Consider the following 17,587-nt stretch of genomic DNA (forward strand, 5'->3'; position numbering starts at 1 on the left):
TAACGCCCACGCGTCGCGTTTAGCGGGCTAAACGCGACGCGTTGCGGCGATAGGTCGGATGTCAGGGGTGGACGGCGACCCCGCACCACGCGAACGGCCGGGCACCTTCCTCGTCCCGCCGCAGCTCCCGCACCGGTCGCCAGTCGGGCAGGTGGACGACGCCGGGCTCCAGCAGCGGCCAGTCCCCGAAGAGCGGCTCGATCTCTTCGCGGTCCCGCATCCACACCGGATTGCTCGTCTTCCGGTACTGCTCGACCATCCAGTGCAGCCCGTCCGCGTCCTCGCCCGTCTGGCCGCCGAAGCTCATATGCGACAACCCCAGCCAGCTGCCCGGCGCCAGCGCGTTCCGGTACGCCGCGACCAGCGCGGGCGGATCGTCGTGCGGTCCGGCGAAATGCAGGACGGCCATCATCATCAGGCAGACGGGCTGATCGAAATCGATCAGCCGCAGCGTCTCCGGATGCCGCAGGACGTCCTTCGGCCGCCGCATGTCGGCCTGGATGATCCCGGCCCACTCGGTCGCCTCGTGCCGTTCGAGGATCAGCTCCGCGTGCGCCACCGCCACCGGCTCGTAGTCGACGTACACGACCTTCGCCGTATCGCCCGGCTCCAGTTCCTCCTGGACGATCTCGTGCACGTTCCCGGCGGTCGGGACACCGGAGCCCAGATCGATGAACTGCCGGATCCCGGCGTCCAGCGCCGCGCGCACGACCCGGTTCATGAACTCGCGGTTGTGCCGCGCGCCTGGTTTGACCCATCGCCACTGCTTCTCCAGCGCCCGGGCGAACTCGCGGTCGACCGCCCAGTTGTGGGTCCCGCCGAGGAACCAGTCGTAGATCCTCGCCGCGGACGGCTTCTCGGTGTCGACCCCGGTCGGCGCCACCGGGGCCGCGTCCTCGTCCTTCTTCACGAAAACGAGCCTATCGGGATCAGGGCACCGCCGGTCGCCGCTGCCAGTACGTCCAGAGCGGCCGGTAGCCCTGCGCGTACCAGAACGGCGTCGAGCGCGGGTTGGCCAGCGCGTGGTGCAGCAGCACGGCTTCGGTGCCGCATTCGTCGAAGACCTGGTGCGCGTGCGCGGCGAGCGCCGTCCCCACCCCGCTCGACCGCGCCGGTTCGGCCACCGCCAGCGAAGACAGGTAGCCGACGCGCTCGGCCGCGACCCGGCCGTCGATCCACCCCGTCTCGCCGGGGAACTGCACCCGGACCATGCCCAGCGGCCGTCCGTACAGTTCGGCGATCCACAACGTCGGATTTTCGCGGCCGACGTGTTTCGACAGCTCCGCCCTGATCGTTTCCTCCGCGCCCTCGCGCAAAGTGACAGAACCGAACTGCGCGTCGTAGCGCTGCAATTCCAGTTCGAGTCCGACGGCGGTTTCGAGATCATCCGCTTCGGCGGGCCGGATGTGCACCCCGGGCGTGGCGGGCGGCCCCGTCGCGGCGAGCCGGTCGGCTGGGCGGACCGCGATCACCAGCACCGGCGCGAAGCCGCGGCGCAGCAATTCGGCCGAGCCGGGGGAGTCCCGGCTCGGCCGCACGACGGTCGCCGCGGTCTCGACATCCCCAGGTGGGGCCACGGTCTTCAGATGTTCATCCCATCGGGTGAGTAATGCGTCAAGGGCCGCTTCCGGGCGGGGACCGGTGAGCCGCGCTTCTAGGCGATGCTCGACGAGGGCCCGCCACGGAGAGTCAACGGAATCGGGACCCGCCTCGGTCCGTACCGACAATCCGGCGGCGGCCGAGTCGCCATCCGTCGCGGAGAGTGACACGGAGCCCTCCGCAGGCTCCAGTGCAGGCATTTCGGGGAGCAGGGCGTCCACGGTGGCGAGCCGCTCGGCGTGCCCGGCGGCGATGGCGTGGCTATTCATAGGGCTATTCAAGCCCCTACTCACGGGTCCGCCGGGAACTTCACGAGATTGGCCGGGGCGTGGCGTCAGGTGACTTCCGGTAGTCGGGAGGAACGCGAATAACGCTCCCATTTCACCCCTTGGTCCACGCAGGTCAGCGCGACGCGCCCATTGTTAACCCTGGGGTGATCTCATACTGTCTCGAATGGGACTCGGGTACGCCCTCCGGGGTACTGTATTGCCCTCGTCCCCGAGGTCGCGGTAGGACAAGACCGGTTGGGCAGCCGGGAAGGAAGGTCGGATGCCGGACACGAACGGCAGGCCCGGGAGCGCCGCACAGGCGACAGCGGGCAAGGGAGGCGCCGTTACGGAGGCTCGTACCGACGAGCGACGATTCCGCGTCTACACCTTCGCGGTACTCACCATGGGCATCGCCGCCGCGGCCGCGGTCAGCCTCTGGCTGGACTTCGAGGCTTCGGACGACCTGTTGTGGATCGGGCCGATCCTCGCGCTCGCGTTCCTGCTCGCCGAACAGCTCGGCATCAACGTCGACGTCCGCAGCGGCATCTCGTGGACGATCTCGTTCACCGAGATCCCACTGGTCATCGGATTCTTCGTCGCTCCCTTCGAAGTCGTGCTCGCCGCCCATCTCGCGGCGGGCATCGGGACACTGCTGGCCCGCAAGGTCGCGGGCCGCGTGCTCTACAACGCCGGCGCCTTCCTGCTGGAGATCACCGGCGCGTTCGCCGTGGCAGGACTGGTGAAGCAGGCCTCCGGCGCCCACGACATGACCTGGATCGCCGCGCTGGCGGGCACTTTGACCGCGCCGCTGGTCAGCACGCTGCTCGCGCTCGCCGCCGTCCGCGTGCTGCGCCGCCGCATGCGGGTCAGCACCGCGATCCGGCTGACCGGCCGCATCCTCGTCGTCGGCTTCGTCAACGCTTCGGTCGGTCTTTCGGGATATTTGGTCATTTCCGGGACGCCGAAGGCCTGGCCGCTCGTGCTGGCCGTCTTCCTCGGGCTCACCGCGCTGTACTGGGCGTACTCGGATCTCCTGCGCGAGCAGCGCGACATGGAAGCGTTGTCCGACGTCAGCCTGATGGTCGCGCGCTCCGGTCAACAGGCCGCCGCGCGGCCTGCCGGGCGCGCGGACGAACTCGTCGGCGGTGTCGACGTCCGCGAGTGGGCGACCATCGCCGAACGCATCAAGGACCAGCTGGCCGCCGGCCGGGTCGTGCTCAGGCTCCGGCTGGAACCGAAGGACACCATGCGGATGGTCGTCGCGGGCGACGAGCTGCCGCCCGTCGACCCGGCCGCCGACGACCCGCTGCTGCGCCTGCCCGGTGCGCACGTCCGGCACTTCCGGATCACCGAAGCCAACCCCGACGTCCGTTCCGCGTTGCTCGACCGCGGCGCGCAGGAGGCGCTGGTCGTCCCGCTGCGCAGCGCGAACCAGCTCCTCGGCGTCGTCGAAGCGCACGACAGGCTGTCCCGCTGGCGCGGGTTCGGCAAGTACGACGTCCAGTTGCTCGGCACGATGGCCAGTCACCTCGCGACGTCGCTGGACAACCGGCGCCTCCTCGCGACCCTGCGCCACGACGCCTACCACGACCCGCTGACCGGACTGCTCAACCGGCCGGGCTTCCGCCAGGTCGCCAAGGAACCGTTGCGGGAACAGGTCGACGCGGTCGTGCTCCGGATCGACCTCGACGTCTTCTCCACCGTCAGCGACGCCCTCGGTTACGTGTGGGCCGACCGGATGGTCATCGCCGCCGGGCGCCGGATCCGCGACGCGCTCGGCCCCGACGTCCCGCTCGCCAGGCTCGAAGGCGCGTCCTTCGCGGCGCTCCTCGTCGGCTGCGCGCCGGAACGCGCCCAGGCCGCCGCGGAACTGCTGCGCGCCGAGCTCGTGGCGCCGTACCCGGTGGACCGGCTCTCCGTCGAAGCCAACGCGATGATCGGCTACGCCACTTCGTCGGCGGAAGACGACGACCAGGTCGACGTCGACGGGCTCCTGCAGCGCGCCGACGTCGCCGTCCGCGCCACGAAGGGCGGCGAAGAGGTCCGCGGCTACATGGCCAGCATGGGCCAGATCTTCATGCGCCGGTTCCAGATGGTCACGCAGTTCCGGCAGTCGCTGGAAGAAGGCCAGCTGAGCGTCCACTACCAGCCGAAGATCACCTTGCCGAACCGGCAGATCCAAGGCGTCGAGGCGCTCGTTCGCTGGGTGCATCCGGAGTTCGGCAGGCTCGGGCCCGACGAGTTCGTCCCGGCGATCGAAGCCGCCGGCCTCATCGGCGTCCTGACGTCGTTCGTGCTCGAAGAATCGTTGAAGCGTGTGCGCAAGTGGCTCGACGAAGGCCTGCGCATCTCCGCCGCGGTGAACCTTTCGGTGCGGAACCTGGCCGACGAGGACTTCCCGACGAAGGTCGCGCGCGAACTCGACCGCTTCGGCATCCCGCCGGAACTGCTCACCTTCGAGCTGACCGAGTCCGGTGTGATGTCCGACCCGCAGAAGGCGCTGCCGATCCTGCGGGAGCTGCACTCGCTGGGCATCGTGCTCGCCGTCGACGACTTCGGCACCGGCTACTCGTCGCTGGCGTACCTGCGGCAGCTCCCGGTCGACCAGGTCAAGATCGACAAGAGCTTCGTCCTCGGCATGGGTACCGACCTCGGCGACCTCGCCGTCGTGCGCTCCATCGTCGAGCTTGGCCACTCGCTCGGCCTCACGGTCGTGGCGGAGGGCGTCGAGGAGGACGTCGCGCGGGATCAGCTCGAAGCGATGGGCTGTGACGTGGCGCAGGGCTACCTCATCTCGCGGCCGCTGCCGGAGGACCGCCTGGAGGCGTGGCTGCAGGCCCGGACGGCCCGCTCGCCGGGACGGCACTCCGAGACCGTCCTGACCCTGCTGACCTGAGGTTTTGCGGTAAGGGGACCCCCCTGAAATCGGGGTCCCCCGAAGTTGGTAATCTTTCCAAGTCCTCGCGAGAGGCAAGGCCCCTTTAGCTCAGTCGGCAGAGCGTCTCCATGGTAAGGAGAAGGTCTACGGTTCGATTCCGTAAAGGGGCTCGCGACCTCAGCCGCGTCACGTAAGCGTGTCGCGGCCAGGTTCATGTAAGGCGGTGTAGCTCAGCTGGCAGAGCAAGCGGCTCATAATCGCTGTGTCGCCGGTTCAAGTCCGGCCACCGCTACGCGGTAATCCTGGGTATCCCAGGCCTAGTAGAGAAGGAAATGCTGTGGCTGCCACTGACGTGCGACCGAAGATCACGCTCGCGTGTGAGGAGTGCAAGCACCGCAACTACATCACCAAGAAGAACCGGCGCAACAACCCGGATCGCCTGGAGATGAAGAAGTTCTGCCCGAACTGCGGTACGCACCGGACTCACAAAGAGACCCGCTGAGCGTCTAGCGGTTCTACCTGTCTCACCCGAAGCCGTCCTGGTCACCAGGGCGGCTTCGGGTTTTTCCGGGTTCGGTAGCCTGCCCGGGTGGCCTTGGACCAGTCGTTCACCGGGCGGGTGTACCCGCCGACCAGTACCTATGAAGTGAGTCGCGAGAAGATCCGGGAGTTCGCCGACGCGCTCGGCGACGCGAACCCGCTCTATCGCGACACCGAAGCGGCGAAGGCGGCCGGCTACCCCGACGTCATCGCGCCGCCGACGTTCCTGACGATCATCAACCTCGCCTCGATCAACGCGATCGTCTCGGACCCCGAGCTGGGTCTCGACTATTCGCGGATGGTCCACGGCGACCAGCGGTTCACCTACACGCGGCCGGTGCACGCGGGCGACGTCCTGTCGCTCACCACGTACATCGACAACATCATGACCCGCGCCGGGAACGACTTCATCAACCTGCGCGCCGAGATCTCCGGCGCCGACGGCGGCCCGATCGCCACCACGAACGCCCAGCTCGTGGTCCGAGGGGAGGACGCGTGAGCACGTTCACCGCCGGGGAAGAACTGGCCCCGCTGACCATCGACGTCACCCGCGACCAGCTGGTGCGCTACGCCGGCGCGTCGCTGGACTTCAACCCCATCCACTGGAACGAGGCCTTCGCGAAGGACGTCGGGCTGCCCGACGTCATCGCGCACGGGATGCTGACGATGGCGCTCGGGGCGCGGCTCGTCACCGACTGGCTCGGCGACCCCGGCCGTCTCGTCGACTACTTCGCGCGCTTCACGCGCCCCGTGGTCGTGCCGAACGACGGCGCGGCGACGATCGAGTTCACCGGGAAGGTCGCCGTGGTCAACGACGACGGCACCGCCCGCGTCGACATCACCGCCAAGTTCGAGGGCAAGGCCGTCCTGGGCAAGGCGCAGGCGATCGTCCGCGCCTGACCTCGGTACAGGTGGTCGTGAGTGGCGATTCGGGTTCTAACCCGAATCGCCACTCACGACGCCAGCTTCAGCAGCTTCTCGATGACTTCCGCCATCCCCTCCGCGCCCCGCGCGTTCGGATGCAGCGGCGCCGCGGGCACGGAAGGAGCGGGGCCTTCGACCCAGCGCCGGTTCGCGGCGCTGCACATGTCCCGCCCCTTGCTCGCTGTCGACATGTCGGCGAAGCCCGCGTCGTGCTCCTTCGCCGTCTCCTGCAACGCCTCGTTCAGTCGCTTCAGCGAGTCGCGGAAGTAGGCCACGTCGCCCGCGCCGACCGGCAGGACCGGCCAGCAAGCGGCGTCGTCGTCCGGAAGTACCGTCGGGTACCCCACGACCACGATGCGTGCCGAAGGAGCTTTCGAGCGGATCTGGTCCAGAATCCCGCCGAGCCTGCCCGCCGCGGCGGCGATCCGCTCGGCCAGCTGGTCGCGCCCGCCAGCGGTCAGCTGGGTCTTGCAGGGCGAAGCGGTCTGCACCTGCGTCGCGCACTGGTTCGCGAAGCCGACGAAGCCCACGTCGTTGCCGCCGATCCCGACGGTCACCAGAGTCGTCTCGGCGTCGATCACGTCGAGCTGCGGAGCGTTCGTGCCGTCCCGGGTCTTCTGCTCGCCGGCGAGGTGTTCGGTCGTGGCGCCACCGCAGCTGGCGTCGACGAACTCGGCCGGACGCAGCTTCGCGGCGAGCAGGCTCGGGTAGTTGTTGTCCGAGCGGTCGCAACCCGGCGGCTCGCCCACAGGCCGTCCGGTGCCCGGCGAAGCCGTGTAGGAATCGCCCAGCGCCACGTACCGGCCCGCACCGTCCGAAGTGGTGACTCCCGCAGGTGTCACCGACGTCCCGCGCTCCCACAGGTGGTACGCGATCCCCAGGACGGACAGCACGATCACCAGGAAGAGGCAGCCGCCGCCCGTTCTTCGCCGCGTCACTCGTTCGTTGTACGCGACCTGGGTCACATTTGTCATCGGTCCGCTCGTCGGTGAACGACGCGTTAACGGGTGATCTCCGGTTGCCTGAGACGTGGATCACGTTCAAGGTGGTGCGCGTAGTTGCCCCGAGGAAAGGCGAAATCACGTGAGCCTGAACCTGAACAAGCTGGTCGACAAGGCGTGGGAGGACAAAGGCATCAACGAGGTGCTGGACGCTCCGCCGTCCGCGCTCGAGGGCCTGACCAAGAAGCACGACGAACTCCTCGCCGAGCTCAAGATCAAGACCATCCGGGACCTCGGCAACTGGAAGTACGCGGCGAAGGCCCACGCGCTCGTCCAGCTCGCCGACGGCGAATCCTGACCCGTTGAGGGCCCTTCCCGGCGACCGGGGAGGGCCTTCAGCCGCGGGGGACGAGGTCGCGCAGCTCGGCGGCGAGATCGAGGGCGTGGCCCACGTCCCGCGCGAGGTAGTGCGGGTCGACGAAGGCTTCGGCGATCCCGGTCTCGGCGGCCGCCTTCAGCTGCGCGGCGACCTCTCGGAGATCGGTGCCGGGCTTCGGGTTGATCCGCAGGACCCGCCGCAACGTGCCGGGGTCGCGGCCCGCCTTCTCGGCCGAGCTCACCACGGTCTCCCAGAGCTTCGCCAGATACGGCGCGGGCAGCCCCGCGGGCAGCCAGCCGTCCGCGCGGCGGCCCACGCGGTCCAGCGCCACCGGCGACAGCCCGCCCAGCAGCACCGGCGGATGCGGGCTCTGCACCGGTCGCAATCCCACCTTCGCCGCCGGGACCCGCCAGCGTTCGCCTTCGTGCTCGACCGGATCCCCGGTCCAGAACTTCCGAAGGACGTCGAGAAGCTCCTCCAGTTGCGCGCCACGCCCCTTCCAGGGCGTGCCCGTCGCCGTGTACTCGTCGCGAAGCCAGCCGATGCCCAAGCCGACGTCCAGGCGGCCACCGCTCACCTGATCCAGTGATGTGAGCATCCGGGCGAGCACGACGGCCGGATAGACCGTTCCGGTGAGCGTGCTGGTGCCCAGCCGGACCTTGTTCGTGACGCTCGCGGCGACGGTCAGCAGGATCAGCGGATCGCCGAAGGTGACGAACTCGGGCGGGTACGGCCGTTCCGGCGTGCCGCCGGGGTAGAAGTCCGACGGCGACACCGGGGCCAGCACGCGATCCCCGACCCACAAGGACTCGTACCCGAGCTCCTCGGCGGCCGCGGCGAAACCGGTGACGGCGTCCAGCGACGCGAGGGGGCCGTACTGCGGAAGAGCGATTCCCAGGCGCATCACGGTCACCGTGCTTCCGCGAGCAGAAGATCCATCGTGGTGATCCCTTCGGCGAGATCGTTTTCGTCCAGCGCATAGGAAATCCGGAAGTCTCCCGGCGTCCCGAACGCTTCATCGGCTGCGCGCACTCCGCGAATTTCCTTGTCTGGCAAGGCTTTCATCGGCGGGTAGACGTAAAAAGCACCGAGTGGCACCAGAGTTTCCACATCCGGGATCATCTCGTCGGTGATGCCCCAGAGACCGTTTTCGTGTGCCGGGCGCCCGGTCGCCTCGACCCGCTCGACGGTGATCGACTCCGAGTACGTCGCCCAGTACGGCGCGAGCAGCGTCGCGAACGCCGAGTGGACCGCCCGTTCCGGGAGTCCGCCCGCGGCCGGCTGCCCGGCGCCGAATCCGATCACCGGACGCCCCGCGCCTCGAACTCCCGGGCCTTCGCGTCGACCGCCGGCGTGATGCCGCCGACGCGAGCCGAGACGCGGTCGGCCGTCGAAGGCGAGGGTGCGGGAGCGCTCATGGCGACATCGTGGCACGATCATGGGGTCGGCCGTGGGGGAGTTTCCCCGCGGAAGGCTGCTCCGCGCCGCTTTGAGGGGCGCGGTTGCGAAGCTGTTCGGGGGTTGCCGTAGACTTCTGGTCTCGGAACGCACTACGGTCATCCCCGCCACGGCGGTGGGGACGATGGAATGCGTCCTCGGGAGCTCCAGAGCATCGGGGTTCCAAAGGGGTGTAGCTCAATTGGCAGAGCAGCGGTCTCCAAAACCGCAGGTTGCAGGTTCAAGTCCTGTCACCCCTGCGTTAGCGAACTGGTGAAGGCGGAGGAGTGGTCGTGAGCGACAGCGACGCCAGCGGTGAGAAGGCGCAGGACGGCGCCGGGCAGAAGCCCGACGAGCAGTCCCGCCCGGTGACCGCCGCTGCCCGGCGTGAGCGCCGTGCGTCCGCGCGCCCGTCCGGTAAGGCCGACGCCAAGTCGGACGACAAGACCCGCCCCGCCGGCAAGGCGAAGGCCGGGGACAAGACCGAGAAGTCCAAGGACGCCAAAGGCACGGCGACCCCGAAGCGCGACCGCAAGCCGAAGCAGGCGTCGATCTTCGCCCGGCTGATGCGCTTCATCCGTGAGGTCTGGGCCGAGCTGCGCAAGGTCATCTGGCCGAACCGCAAGCAGATGGTCACCTACACCGCGGTGGTGCTGGTCTTCGTGGTGTTCATGGTGGCGCTGGTGAGCGGCCTCGACCTGGCCTTCAAAGAGGTCGTCGGTGCCGTCTTCGGCAGCTGAGGCAGCCGTTCGCGGCGCCTGAGGGCACCGTACGGAGGCCTGCGCCACGGCAACCGATCAACTGAGAGGACGGAACGTGACCTCCGACAACGGCACAGCAGCCGGTCATGAGCTGACCGAGCTTTCCGACGAGCAGGTGCACGCGGCACTCGGCGACGAGCAGTCCGAGCACCTGGACTCCGTCGAGGTGCCCGCCGCAGGCGACGAGGTCGACGAAGCCGGAGATGCCGCGGAGGCCGACGAGGCGTCCGCCGAGACCGACGACACCGCCGCCGAGCCCGAGGCCGACGAGGACGTCGACCCGGTCGCGAAGATGCGCGCGGAACTCAACGCCGCTCCCGGTGAGTGGTACGTCGTGCACTCGTACGCGGGTTACGAGAACAAGGTGAAGACCAACCTCGAAACCCGGACCCAGACGCTGGACGTCGAGGACTACATCTTCCAGATCGAGGTCCCGACCGAAGAGGTCACCGAGATCAAGAACGGCCAGCGCAAGCAGGTGCAGCGCAAGGTGCTGCCCGGCTACATCCTGGTCCGCATGGACCTGAACGACGCCTCGTGGAGCGCGGTGCGCAACACGCCGGGCGTCACCGGGTTCGTCGGCGCCACCTCGCGTCCGTCGCCGCTGACCGTGGACGAGGTGCTCAAGTTCCTCGCGCCCAAGGTCGAGACGGCCGCCCCCGCCAAGCCCGGCAAGGGTGAGTCCGCTTCCGCCGAGTCCCAGCTCGGTGCGCCCGCGGTCGAGGTCGACTTCGAGGTCGGCGAGTCGGTCACCGTCATGGACGGCCCGTTCGCGACGCTGCCCGCGACGATCTCCGAGGTCAACGTGGACGGACAGAAGCTGAAGGTCCTGGTGTCGATCTTCGGCCGGGAGACCCCGGTCGAGCTGTCGTTCAACCAGGTCTCCAAGATCTGACGGCCGCCAGACGGCCGGCAGTCCCCGCGTACTGGCAGGTGTGCGGGGGACTCAAGTCAGTAAGAAGGAACAAACGAAATGCCACCCAAGAAGAAGAAGCTTGCGGCGATCATCAAGCTGCAGATCAAGGCGGGTGCGGCCAACCCCGCGCCGCCGGTCGGCCCCGCGCTGGGTCAGCACGGCGTCAACATCATGGAGTTCTGCAAGGCCTACAACGCCGCGACCGAGTCGCAGCGCGGGGACGTCGTCCCGGTCGAGATCTCCGTGTACGAAGACCGCACGTTCGACTTCAAGCTCAAGACGCCGCCGGCCGCGAAGCTGCTGCTGAAGGCCGCGGGCGTGGAGAAGGGTTCCGGCGAGCCGCACAAGACCAAGGTCGCCAAGGTCACTTGGGACCAGGTCCGCGACATCGCGAAGACCAAGGAATCCGACCTGAACGCGCACGACATCGACCAGGCCGCGAAGATCATCGCCGGCACCGCCCGCTCGATGGGCATCACGGTCGTCGACTGAGTTCCACCCCGCACCACCGTGGGAGAGCCAAGTGCTGGCTCCAACACCACACTGATCCGTTGAAGAGTTAAGGACAGAAGCAATGCCCAAGCACAGCAAGGCCTACCGTCAGGCTCTTGAGCTGGTGGACCGCGAGCGGCTCTACGCCCCGCTCGAGGCCGCGAAGCTGGCCAAGGAGACCTCTTCCAAGAAGATGGACGCCACCGTTGAGGTCGCCATGCGCCTCGGTGTCGACCCTCGGAAGGCCGACCAGATGGTCCGCGGCACCGTGAACCTGCCGCACGGCACCGGTAAGACCGCCCGCGTCATCGTTTTCGCCGTTGGTGACAAGGCCGCCGAGGCCGAGGCCGCCGGCGCGGACGTGGTCGGCACCGACGAACTGATCGAGCGCATCCAGGGTGGCTGGCTCGAGTTCGACGCCGCGATCGCGACGCCGGACCAGATGGCGAAGGTCGGCCGTATCGCCCGCATCCTCGGCCCGCGTGGCCTGATGCCGAACCCGAAGACCGGCACCGTGACCCCCGCGGTCGCGAAGGCCGTGACGGACATCAAGGGCGGTAAGATCAACTTCCGCGTGGACAAGCAGGCCAACCTGCACTTCGTCATCGGCAAGGCCTCGTTCGACACCGAGAAGCTGGTGGAGAACTACGCGGCCGCGCTGGACGAAATCCTCCGCGCCAAGCCCTCGTCGGCGAAGGGTCGCTACCTGAAGAAGGTCACGATCTCCACGACGATGGGCCCGGGTGTCCCGGTCGACCCGGCCCGGACCCGCAACCTCCTCTCCGAGGACGCGTGAGTCTGAGTTAGACATCACTGAGAAGGGGGCGGTCCCGCTACGGCGGGGCCGCCCCTTTTTCGTGTTTGCTTGAGGGCATGCCTACCTTCGCGTCGTTCGACGGGCTTCAGCTGAACTACACCGTTTGGGAAGGCGGAGGACGTCCGGTTCTGCTGCAGCACGGCTTCGCCGCGGACACGAACGCCAACTGGATCGCGCCGGGCGTCGTCGACACCCTCCAGGACGCGGGGCTGACCGTGATCAGCCTCGATGCGCGCGGCCACGGGCGGTCGGCGAAACCGCACGACGAGGCGAGTTACGCGGACGACGCGATGGTCCGTGACGTCTCGGCGCTGCTCGACACGCTGAACCTCGACCAGGTGTCGATGGTCGGCTACTCGATGGGCGCGATGATCGCGCTCGGCGCGGTGGCCGCCGACCCGCGGATCCGGTGTCTCGCGATCGGGGGCGTCGGTTCGGGGATCGTCGACTTCGGCGGCGTCGACACCCGCGTCGTCACGCCGGAGGCGATCAGCGAGGCACTGCTCGCTTCGGACCCCGCGACCCTTCCGCCGTCTTCGGCGCCTTTTCGGCTGCTGGCCGACGCCCTGCGGGCGGACCGGATCGCGCTGGCGGCCGTCGCACGCGGGACCGCGAATCCGAAACTGGACCTGACGGCGATCGCGGTGCCGACCCTGATCCTGGCCGGGGACACCGACCCGCTGGCCGCGGAACCCGAACGCCTGGCCGCCGCCATCGCCGGCGCCCGCCTCGTCCGCGTCCCCGGCGACCACATGGCCGCCGTCATGCACCCCGCCTTCGGCTCCGCGCTGACCGGCTTCCTCACGTCGCACGACTTCTGACCGGACGTGCGTTTAGCCCCCTAATCGCGATCCGGCGCGCGACCTGCGTTTCGCGGGCTAATCGCGATCCGGGCCGCGCGTCGCGTTTCGCGGGCTAAACGCGATGCGGGGGCGCGTCGCCTTTAGCGGGCTAAACGCGATCCGGTGGGCACGTGCGTTTAGCCCCCTAATCGCGAGCTGGGGGTGGAAACACCCAGGTCAGTTGCCGGTGGGCGGGGCGGGGCAGGGGGCGGGGGAGTTCGCGTGCCCGGTGATCAGCCACTGGCCCATCTCGACTTCCTGCAGGGTGAAGCTGCCCAGCAGGGGACCACCGCGGATGCTGTACCAGCACGAGTGGATCGTCAGGTTCTGCCGCGGGACGACGCTCGACATCGGGCGCACCGCGTAGATGTACGGCGTGATGTCGGTGACCTTGGCGTTCAGAGCCGGGACGGCGGTCGCGCAGTCCGGGTAGCCGAGGTTGCGGGCGAACTGGGCCTGCGCCTGTTCGCTCATCGACAGGCAGACCTTCTCGACGCGGGTGGCGGGCGGGTACGGCTTGCCGATCGTGTCGTAGATGGCCCGCACGGCCTCCCACGGGTTGGTCGACAGCACCTGGTTGGTGCGGTGCTTGCCGCCGCCGCCTTGGACGAACGTCGCCGTGTCCTGTCCGGCGTCGCTGGGGAAGATCTGCCGGTAGGCGATGGTCGCGCCGATGCAGATCAGCAAGATCACGATGATCCAGGCGAGCAGCTTCCCACCCAGACGTCGCAGCCAGCGCGGCATGCGCGGCCGAGGGGCCGGCACGAGCTCGCCGGGCGGCGGTCCGGGAGGCGCCGGAGGCTGACCTCCGTAGTGCTGGGTCATGGCTTGCGCGGGTTGCGACGGCACGAGGCCCTGCTTCTGCGCCTCAGTGAACTTCAGATAGTCCTGGAACTGCTGAAACTGCTGGAACTGACGCAGTTGCTCGTCGTCCAGCCGGGGCGCGGGCTGACCTCCCGCCTTGGGCTCGATGTCCGTGCCGGGCTCGTTGTCCGGCTTTCCGTCATCACGCTGCTCCGCCACGTCACCATGATGCCTCGCGAGCCCTCCATCGCACTCCGCCGGTCGCGTTTAGCCCGCTGAACGCGACTTGAGAGGGGGGCCGTGCCGGGGGCGAAACAGGGTCACGTATTCTTGTCAAGGTTCTACCGAAGACCGCTGGTCTTCTCCTGGTCATCTGACCCGGAGAACGAAGGCCCCGCTAGGGCGGGCGACCCGCGCAGGAGGAACGAGGCTCGCTCGCGACGTACTCCGTCGTTCGCCCTGACGCCCCGCGCCTGTCTGCGCTGGGGCGTTTCGTCGTTTCAGGGCTCTCAAGGCCAGTGGACCACTAGCCAAGAGAGGAGGCGACCATGGCGAAGCCCGACAAGGAGGCGGCCGTCGCCGAGATCGCGGAGCGCTTCCGCACCAGCTCGGCCACAGTCGTTACCCAGTACACCGGCCTCTCCGTGTCCCAGCTGTCCCAGCTGCGCCGCGCTCTCGGCACCAATGCCAAGTACCGGGTCGCGAAGAACACCCTTGTCCAGCGTGCCGCCACGGACGCCGGAATCGAGGGTCTCGAGGACCTGTTCGTCGGCCCGACCGCTATCGCCTTCGTCGAAGGTGAAGCTGTTGACGCCGCGAAGGCGCTTCGCGACTTCGCGAAGGACAACAACGCGCTTGTGATCAAGGGCGGCTACATGGACGGCAAGACGCTGTCCGTGGACGAGATCAACCAGATCGCCGATCTCGACAGCCGTGAGGTCCTGCTCGCCAAGGCGGCGGGCGCGTTCAAGGCGAAGCTGTCCCAGGCCGCCGCGCTGTTCCAGGCGCCGGCGTCCCAGGTCGCCCGCCTGGCTGCCGCGCTGGAGGAGAAGCAGCGCAACGCCGGTACCGAAGCAGCCGAAGCACCCGCCGAGAGCTGAACACCCCCCACCCCGAACTTTTAGTTCGTTTCAGAGAGGAAAGCCACCATGGCGAAGCTGAGCACCGCCGAGCTGATCGACGCCTTCAAGGAGCTCACCCTTCTTGAGCTGTCCGAGTTCGTGAAGGAATTCGAGACCACCTTCGACGTGACCGCGGCCGCCCCGGCTGCCGTCGTCGCCGCCGCCCCGGGTGCCGCCCCCGCCGCGGCCGCCGAGGAGCAGGACGAGTTCGACGTCGTCCTCGAGTCCGCCGGTGACAAGAAGATCCAGGTCATCAAGGTCGTCCGTGAGGTCGTCTCCGGTCTGGGCCTGAAGGAGGCCAAGGAGCTGGTCGAGGCCGCTCCCAAGGCCCTCCTGGAGAAGGTCGACAAGGAGGCCGCCGACGCCGCCAAGGAGAAGCTCGAGGCCGCCGGCGCCAAGATCACCATCAAGTGATCCCGGGCGCGTCAGCGCCTAACGCAGCACCGCCGAAGGGGCGGGCATCCACCCGGATGCCCGCCCCTTCGCTGTCTCCGGCCACGACCTGCGTTTAGCCCCCTAATCGCGACGCGTAGCCACGCTAAGCATCAGGGGCCCTGACCTGCGTTTAGCGGGCTAAACGCGATCCGGCCGGCGCGGAGGGCGCAGGGGCCCTGACCTGCGTTTAGCGGGCTAAACGCGATCCGGGCCGGGCGGTGCCCGCTGTGGATCTGCGCCCGGGAGTGCCGTGCACTACGGTGCTGCAAGCGGTGCACGGGCAGGCGGCGGGCTGCGCGAAAAGTTACCCGCGGGTCTGGCCAGAAAAGAAAACTGGTGAGTAACCTGTTCGCACTCAGCTCGTTGCACCTGGTTGACGCGGGTATCGCTGCGCGAACGCATGCGTCCTCCCGGGCCAGTGGCACGGGACGGCAGTGCGCGACGACGCGGAACAGCTCCTGGAGGTGCGATGGGTGCCGAGGTGGTCATCGAAGGTCTTTCCAAGTCCTTCGGTAAGCAGGCCATCTGGCGGGACGTCACGCTGACCCTGCCTCCGGGCGAGGTTTCGGCGATGCTCGGTCCGTCCGGAACCGGTAAGTCCGTCTTCTTGAAGTCGATGATCGGTCTGCTCAAGCCGGACCGTGGCCGGTGCATGATCAACGGCGTCGACATCGTGACGTGCTCCGAACACCAGCTCTACGAGGTGCGCAAGCTCTTCGGCGTCCTCTTCCAGGACGGCGCGCTCTTCGGCTCGATGAACCTCTACGACAACGTGGCGTTCCCCCTGCGCGAGCACACGAAGAAGTCGGAGACCGAGGTCCGCCGGATCGTGCTCGAGAAGCTCGAGATGACCGGTCTCAACGGCGCCGACAAGAAGCTGCCCGGCGAGATCTCCGGCGGTATGCGCAAACGCGCCGGGCTCGCCCGGGCCCTGGTGCTGGACCCGCAGATCATCCTGGTCGACGAGCCGGACTCCGGTCTCGACCCGGTCCGCACCACCTACATCTCGCAGCTCTTCCTGGACGTCAACGCGCAGATCGACGCGACGTTCCTGATCGTCACGCACAACATCAACCTCGCCCGCACCGTCCCGGACAACCTGGGCATGCTCTTCCGCAAGGAACTGGTCATGTTCGGCCCGCGCGAGGTGCTGCTGACCAGCGAGGAGCCGGTGGTCAAGCAGTTCCTCAACGGCAAGATGGACGGCCCCATCGGCATGAGCGAGGAGAAGGACTCGGCCCAGCTCGCCGCGGAGCGCGCGATGTTCGAGGCCGGTCACCACGCGGGCGGTGTCGAGGACGTCAGCGGGGTGCCGCCGCAGATGCAGCCGACGCCCGGCGTGCCGACCCGGATGGGCGCGGTCCGCCGCAAGGACCGCGTCATGCAGATCCTGCACGGTCTCCCGGCCGAGGCGCAGCAGAGCATCATCGAGTCGCTCTCCCCGGAGGAGCAGCAGCGCTACGGCGTCCGCCCGCAGCGCCTCGCGACCGCCGGCCACCGGTCGTCGCCCGCCGAGAGTTCGATCCCGAACCACCACCAGGGCCAGTTGCCCGACGACCAGGTCGCCCACATCCCGCACCCCGGGAGAGCGGGCAACCACCGCTTGCGGCCACAAGATCCGGGGTCAGGTGGCGCGTGAGCTCTTCCGCTTCATCGGCGAAGATTCCCGGGATCGGCATGTTGCGCGAGACCGGGAACCTGTTCGCTCTCGGCCTCGACATCGTTCGTGGCATCTTCCAGCGCCCGTTCCAGCTGCGGGAGTTCATCCAGCAGGCCTGGTTCATCGCGAGCGTCACGATCCTCCCGACTGCGCTCGTCGCGATCCCGTTCGGCGCGGTCATCTCGCTGCAGTTCGGTTCGCTCGCCCGCCAGCTCGGCGCCCAGTCCTACACGGGCGCCGGGTCGGTGCTGGCCACCGTGCAGCAGGCCAGTCCGCTGGTCACGGCGCTGCTGGTCGCGGGCGCCGGCGGTAGCGCGGTCTGCGCGGACATCGGCGCGCGGACGATCCGCGAAGAGATCGACGCCATGGAGGTGCTCGGCGTCTCCGCGGTGCAGCGGCTGATCGTGCCGCGCGTGCTCGCCATGATGCTGGTGGCGCTCCTGCTGAACGGCATGGTCAGCGTCATCGGCGTGCTCGGCGGGTACTTCTTCAACGTCGTCCTCCAGGGCGGGACGCCGGGCGCTTACCTGGCGAGTTTCTCCGCGCTGGCCCAGCTGCCGGACCTCTGGGTCGGCGAGCTGAAGGCGCTGATCTTCGGCTTCATCGCCGCGGTCGTCGCCTCTTACCGGGGACTGAACCCGTCCGGCGGCCCGAAGGGCGTCGGGGACGCGGTGAACCAGTCGGTCGTCATCACGTTCCTCATGCTGTTCGTGGTGAACTTCGTGATCACGCTGATCTACCTGCAGATCGTGCCCGGAAAGCTGGACTGACG

General features: G+C 68.4%; 19 protein-coding genes, 3 tRNA genes and 1 pseudogene. 17 read left to right on the plus strand and 6 right to left on the minus strand.

Translation table 11 applies throughout. From position 1 onward, the window contains the following. Positions 1-61: 61 nt before the first annotated feature. Both ACZ1DY_RS03685 and ACZ1DY_RS03690 read right to left on the minus strand, forming a co-directional pair. Complete coding sequence (locus ACZ1DY_RS03685; protein WP_126733314.1) at positions 62-910, minus strand: SAM-dependent methyltransferase; 849 nt, start codon at positions 908-910, stop codon at positions 62-64. Between the two features lie 19 nt (positions 911-929). Continuing rightward, positions 930-1,868, minus strand: a complete 939-nt coding sequence (locus tag ACZ1DY_RS03690) for a GNAT family N-acetyltransferase (protein WP_257489287.1) — start codon at positions 1,866-1,868, stop codon at positions 930-932. Positions 1,869-2,148: 280 nt separating this feature from the next. Here ACZ1DY_RS03690 and ACZ1DY_RS03695 point away from each other — a divergent pair, with 280 nt between their 5' ends. From ACZ1DY_RS03695 to ACZ1DY_RS03720, 6 genes are all read left to right on the plus strand, one after another. Then, entirely contained in the window at positions 2,149-4,764 is a 2,616-nt protein-coding gene (locus ACZ1DY_RS03695; RefSeq protein ID WP_126733316.1) for a putative bifunctional diguanylate cyclase/phosphodiesterase, read from the plus strand. A gap of 79 nt (positions 4,765-4,843) precedes the next feature. Further along, positions 4,844-4,916 (plus strand) — tRNA-Thr (locus tag ACZ1DY_RS03700). A 49-nt stretch (positions 4,917-4,965) separates the two neighbouring features. After that, positions 4,966-5,038 (plus strand) — tRNA-Met (locus tag ACZ1DY_RS03705). Positions 5,039-5,083: 45 nt separating this feature from the next. Then, positions 5,084-5,248: a 50S ribosomal protein L33 gene (gene rpmG, locus ACZ1DY_RS03710; protein WP_005152047.1), complete on the plus strand. Its 165-nt coding sequence runs from the start codon at positions 5,084-5,086 to the stop codon at positions 5,246-5,248. 87 nt (positions 5,249-5,335) lie between these two features. Beyond that, on the plus strand, positions 5,336-5,785 hold the full coding sequence (locus tag ACZ1DY_RS03715; protein WP_034304171.1) for a MaoC family dehydratase N-terminal domain-containing protein: 450 nt from the start codon (positions 5,336-5,338) through the stop codon (positions 5,783-5,785). Beyond that, the gene (locus tag ACZ1DY_RS03720) at positions 5,782-6,186 is read left to right on the plus strand and encodes a MaoC family dehydratase (RefSeq protein WP_465483620.1); all 405 of its coding nucleotides are present in this window, start codon (positions 5,782-5,784) and stop codon (positions 6,184-6,186) included. The genes ACZ1DY_RS03715 and ACZ1DY_RS03720 overlap by 4 nt, the downstream gene beginning before the upstream one ends. Positions 6,187-6,239: 53 nt before the next feature. On the opposite strand, the gene ACZ1DY_RS03725 is transcribed toward ACZ1DY_RS03720, so the two are convergent. Continuing rightward, positions 6,240-7,175 carry an SGNH/GDSL hydrolase family protein gene (locus ACZ1DY_RS03725; RefSeq protein ID WP_465485817.1) on the minus strand — a complete coding sequence of 312 codons (936 nt, stop codon included), beginning with the start codon at positions 7,173-7,175 and terminating at the stop codon, positions 6,240-6,242. Between the two features lie 118 nt (positions 7,176-7,293). On the opposite strand from ACZ1DY_RS03725, the gene ACZ1DY_RS03730 reads away from it, so the two are divergent. Beyond that, a complete protein-coding gene (locus tag ACZ1DY_RS03730; RefSeq protein WP_126733319.1) occupies positions 7,294-7,509 on the plus strand; it encodes a hypothetical protein in 216 nt (71 codons plus the stop codon). 37 nt (positions 7,510-7,546) lie between these two features. Here the strand turns inward: ACZ1DY_RS03730 and ACZ1DY_RS03735 are convergent, their stop codons facing one another. Then, positions 7,547-8,443: a TIGR03619 family F420-dependent LLM class oxidoreductase gene (locus ACZ1DY_RS03735; RefSeq protein WP_465483621.1), complete on the minus strand. Its 897-nt coding sequence runs from the start codon at positions 8,441-8,443 to the stop codon at positions 7,547-7,549. Continuing rightward, positions 8,440-8,948, minus strand: a pseudogene (locus tag ACZ1DY_RS03740) (PLP-dependent aminotransferase family protein). Before ACZ1DY_RS03740 ends, ACZ1DY_RS03735 begins: the two are co-directional and overlap by 4 nt. 206 nt (positions 8,949-9,154) lie before the next feature. Here ACZ1DY_RS03740 and ACZ1DY_RS03745 point away from each other — a divergent pair. From ACZ1DY_RS03745 to ACZ1DY_RS03770, 6 genes are all read left to right on the plus strand, one after another. Next, positions 9,155-9,227: transfer RNA gene (locus ACZ1DY_RS03745), tRNA-Trp, on the plus strand. A 27-nt stretch (positions 9,228-9,254) separates the two neighbouring features. Beyond that, the gene (gene secE / locus ACZ1DY_RS03750; RefSeq protein ID WP_007031001.1) at positions 9,255-9,707 is read left to right on the plus strand and encodes a preprotein translocase subunit SecE; all 453 of its coding nucleotides are present in this window, start codon (positions 9,255-9,257) and stop codon (positions 9,705-9,707) included. Between the two features lie 76 nt (positions 9,708-9,783). Continuing rightward, positions 9,784-10,623 carry a transcription termination/antitermination protein NusG gene (nusG, locus tag ACZ1DY_RS03755; protein WP_257489283.1) on the plus strand — a complete coding sequence of 280 codons (840 nt, stop codon included), beginning with the start codon at positions 9,784-9,786 and terminating at the stop codon, positions 10,621-10,623. Positions 10,624-10,701: 78 nt separating this feature from the next. Continuing rightward, complete coding sequence (rplK, locus tag ACZ1DY_RS03760; RefSeq protein ID WP_005152062.1) at positions 10,702-11,136, plus strand: 50S ribosomal protein L11; 435 nt, start codon at positions 10,702-10,704, stop codon at positions 11,134-11,136. An 82-nt stretch (positions 11,137-11,218) separates the two neighbouring features. Then, positions 11,219-11,932: a 50S ribosomal protein L1 gene (gene rplA / locus ACZ1DY_RS03765; RefSeq protein ID WP_126733323.1), complete on the plus strand. Its 714-nt coding sequence runs from the start codon at positions 11,219-11,221 to the stop codon at positions 11,930-11,932. A gap of 77 nt (positions 11,933-12,009) precedes the next feature. Continuing rightward, positions 12,010-12,774, plus strand: coding sequence for an alpha/beta fold hydrolase (locus ACZ1DY_RS03770; RefSeq protein ID WP_465483622.1), 765 nt, complete (start codon positions 12,010-12,012; stop codon positions 12,772-12,774). Positions 12,775-12,972: 198 nt separating this feature from the next. On the opposite strand, the gene ACZ1DY_RS03775 is transcribed toward ACZ1DY_RS03770, so the two are convergent. After that, positions 12,973-13,818, minus strand: a complete 846-nt coding sequence (locus ACZ1DY_RS03775; RefSeq protein ID WP_465483623.1) for a hypothetical protein — start codon at positions 13,816-13,818, stop codon at positions 12,973-12,975. Between the two features lie 329 nt (positions 13,819-14,147). On the opposite strand from ACZ1DY_RS03775, the gene rplJ reads away from it, so the two are divergent. The 4 genes from rplJ to ACZ1DY_RS03795 all read left to right on the plus strand — a co-directional run bounded on the left by rplJ (position 14,148) and on the right by ACZ1DY_RS03795 (position 17,585). Next, entirely contained in the window at positions 14,148-14,699 is a 552-nt protein-coding gene (gene rplJ, locus ACZ1DY_RS03780) for a 50S ribosomal protein L10 (RefSeq protein WP_192747811.1), read from the plus strand. Between the two features lie 48 nt (positions 14,700-14,747). Continuing rightward, on the plus strand, positions 14,748-15,134 hold the full coding sequence (rplL, locus tag ACZ1DY_RS03785; protein WP_257489281.1) for a 50S ribosomal protein L7/L12: 387 nt from the start codon (positions 14,748-14,750) through the stop codon (positions 15,132-15,134). 490 nt (positions 15,135-15,624) lie between these two features. Beyond that, positions 15,625-16,794: an ABC transporter ATP-binding protein gene (locus ACZ1DY_RS03790; RefSeq protein ID WP_126733327.1), complete on the plus strand. Its 1,170-nt coding sequence runs from the start codon at positions 15,625-15,627 to the stop codon at positions 16,792-16,794. Positions 16,795-16,832: 38 nt separating this feature from the next. Further along, positions 16,833-17,585, plus strand: coding sequence for an MlaE family ABC transporter permease (locus ACZ1DY_RS03795; protein WP_020633292.1), 753 nt, complete (start codon positions 16,833-16,835; stop codon positions 17,583-17,585). Positions 17,586-17,587 lie beyond the last annotated feature (2 nt).

This window comes from Amycolatopsis sp. PSD-21 (assembly GCF_055561455.1).